We start from the raw sequence: 2,654 nt of genomic DNA, 5'->3' as shown, positions 1-2,654 counted from the left end.
CCTACGTCTCCGAGGCGGGTGCCGTCATCGCGGCGCACGCCGGGCCAGGGCTGGCCTGCGTGGTCGTCCACCGCCGCCCGCAGGGCTGAGCAGTGCCCACGTCGTACGTGGTGACCGGGGGTGGGCGCGGTGTCGGCCGGGCTGTGGTGCAACGGCTGGTGGCCACCGGTGCCACCGTCGTCGTCCTGGAACGCGACGCCGAGGCTGTGGACTGGTTGGCCGGCCACCCGGCCGCCGATCGGCTCGTCGCGGTTCTCGGCGACGCCGCCGACGAGCAGGTGGCCGAACGCGCCGTCGAGCTGGCGGACCGGGCCGCGCCGCTGACCGGCTGGGTGAACAACGCGGCGGTGGTCCGCGACGCCGCGCTGCACTCCGCGTCGGCCGACACGGTGCTGGACCTGATCACCGTGAACCTGCGCCCGGCGGTGGTGGGCGCCGCGGTCGCCGTCCGCCACTTCCTGGCCCACGCCAGCGGCGGCGCGATCGTCAACGTCTCGTCGCACCAGGCCCGCCGACCGGTGCCCGGTGCGCTGCCGTACGCGACGGCGAAGGCCGCCGTGGAGGGGCTGACCCGGGCGCTGGCCGTCGAGTACGGACGGCACGGCATCCGCGCCAACGCGGTAGCGCTCGGCTCGATCGCCACCGAACGGCACGCAGAGTTCCTGGCCGCTCAGGAGCCGTCCCAGGCTGAGTGGATCACCACCGAGCTGAACCGGCTGCACCCGGTGGGCCGGATCGGGCGTACCGACGAGGTGGCCGAGGCGGTCGCGTACCTACTGTCACCCGCGGCGAGCTTCATCAACGGGGTGACACTGCCGGTGGACGGGGGACGGGCCGTGCTCGGCCTCGACCCGGAGGCCCGCTGACAGGTTCTCGGGGGGCAGCTGCTCCGCGCCGCTGTGTTAGCCTCCGTGCGCGCCCCAGATGGGCCTACCCCCCGGAGGTTCTGGCTACTTCAGCCACCACGCCGAGATCGACGCGTCGTCCGCGTCTCTCGTGCGGGATCCGGGGCGTCGGTGCCCCCGGGGCTTCGTCATCTGCGTGGCTGGGTGAACGCTGTGGGCCTGCGGTCGGGTCATCGGATCGACCGGAAAGAAGACCGTACGCATGACAGTCACGTTCAACCACACCATCATCGCGAGCAAGGACAAGAGCGCCTCGGCCGCGTTCTACCGCGAGCTGTTCGACCTGCCGGAGGCCCCCTCGTGGGGGCCGTTCGCCAACGTGCGGTTGGACGACGGCGTACTGCTCCAGTTCGCCGAGCCGCCGGTGGACATCCAGATGCAGCACTACGCGTTCCTCGTCGACGACGAGGTGTTCGTGCGGTGCCTGGCGTTCGTCGAGGGGCGTGGCATCACGTACTGGGCCGACCCGCAGCTGAAGCGGGAGGGGGAGACCAACACCGAGCACGGTGGGCGGGGCTTCTACTTCTTCGACCCGGCCGGCCACGCCATCGAGATCATCACCCGGCCGTACCTGTAGGGGGCGACGGCGTCACCCTCAGCATGCGCGTGGTCTGGAGCCCGGTTACCCAGGCCACGCGCGGCGATTCGGCTCCGCCATAGCAGATCGGGGCATGATCAGGGCGTTGTCCACAGTGGGGGTGGTTGTCCACAGGATGCCGTCGTCACCCTCTACCGTCCCGGCCGCCGCCATAGCGTCGCGCTGTGTCGCACGACGAGGAGACAGAGGTACGCCAGCGCCTGCGCCGGCTGACGGAGGCGGCTGTCGCGCCGTCGCCCCGGCCGGCGGCGCCGCTCACGGGCGTACCCCCGTCGTCTCTGGTCGGCGCGCTGCCTGCGGACGGGCTGCCTTTCCAGCCTGCCGCGCCGGTCGCGGAGCCGGCGTCGGGCGGCCTCGCGCTCCCACCCGGGTCGCGGTTGCCCGGCCCGGGGGCGTTCGACCCCGGGCGACGCGGTGTGCGGGCGTTGGCGGTGGTCGCCGTGGTGGTGGTCCTGGCTGCGGCAGGTTGGGCCTGGCAGGCCCGGCCACAGTCGGAACCGGTCGCCCCTTTGCTCAGCGACGCCGCGTCGGCTGCACCGTCGGGTGGCCCCAGCGTGTCCAGCTCCGGCGAGGTGGTGGTGGCGGTCGCGGGCAAGGTCCGCAAGCCCGGTCTGGTACGTCTACCGGCCGGGTCCCGTCTCGCTGACGCGGTGCAGGCGGCCGGGGGCGCCTTGCCCGGGGTGGACGTGGCGCTGCTCAACCCCGCCCGCAAGGTCACCGACGGTGAGCTGATCGTGGTCGGGGTGACACCACCGCCGGTGCCGGGCGGCGCGGCCGGGCCGGCGGCGGGCGGTGCGGCATCCGCCGTCGGGCCGCTGAATCTCAACACCGCGACGCTGGCGCAGCTCGACGCACTGCCCGGGGTGGGTCCGGTGCTCGCCCAACGCATCCTCACCCACCGGGATCAGCACGGCGGGTTCACGTCCGTCGGCGACCTACGCCAGGTCGACGGGATCGGCGATGCCCGTTACGAGCAGCTCAAGGATCTGGTGACGGTGTGAGCGGGCCCGCCGCTGGTCCACCGCCGCCTCGCATCGCCCAGCCCGGCCCTCCGGTCGAGCAGTCGCAGACCGCGCCCCCGGCTGGTCGGGCCGGATCCGAGCCGCCGGACCTGCGACTGGCGGGGCTCGCCGTGGCGGCCTGGCTCACCG

3 protein-coding genes are annotated in these 2,654 nt (G+C 73.4%); all 3 read left to right on the top strand.

Features of this window, described 5'->3' with window-relative positions; genetic code table 11:
* Positions 1 to 92: 92 nt before the first annotated feature.
* The 3 genes from KBX53_RS29040 (at position 93) to KBX53_RS29030 (ending at position 2,504) form a co-directional block, all read left to right on the top strand.
* A complete protein-coding gene (locus tag KBX53_RS29040) occupies positions 93 to 866 on the top strand; it encodes an SDR family NAD(P)-dependent oxidoreductase (RefSeq protein ID WP_210862782.1) in 774 nt (257 codons plus the stop codon).
* A gap of 241 nt (positions 867 to 1,107) precedes the next feature.
* The gene (locus KBX53_RS29035) at positions 1,108 to 1,482 is read left to right on the top strand and encodes a VOC family protein (protein ID WP_030336519.1); all 375 of its coding nucleotides are present in this window, start codon (positions 1,108 to 1,110) and stop codon (positions 1,480 to 1,482) included.
* A gap of 185 nt (positions 1,483 to 1,667) precedes the next feature.
* Positions 1,668 to 2,504: a ComEA family DNA-binding protein gene (locus tag KBX53_RS29030; protein WP_210862780.1), complete on the top strand. Its 837-nt coding sequence runs from the start codon at positions 1,668 to 1,670 to the stop codon at positions 2,502 to 2,504.
* Positions 2,505 to 2,654 lie beyond the last annotated feature (150 nt).

Source organism: Micromonospora sp. M51 (genome assembly GCF_018070305.1).
In the GTDB taxonomy this organism is placed as follows: domain Bacteria; phylum Actinomycetota; class Actinomycetes; order Mycobacteriales; family Micromonosporaceae; genus Micromonospora; species Micromonospora parva.
Note: the sequence above shows the minus strand (reverse complement) of the source record. Positions and strands in the feature narration are given on the sequence as shown.

What these genes read in the sequence shown, in the direction of transcription:
- KBX53_RS29035 (WP_030336519.1), top strand. Translation starts at nt 1,108, where the DNA reads ATGACAGTCACGTTCAACCACACCATCATCGCGAGCAAGGACAAGAGC.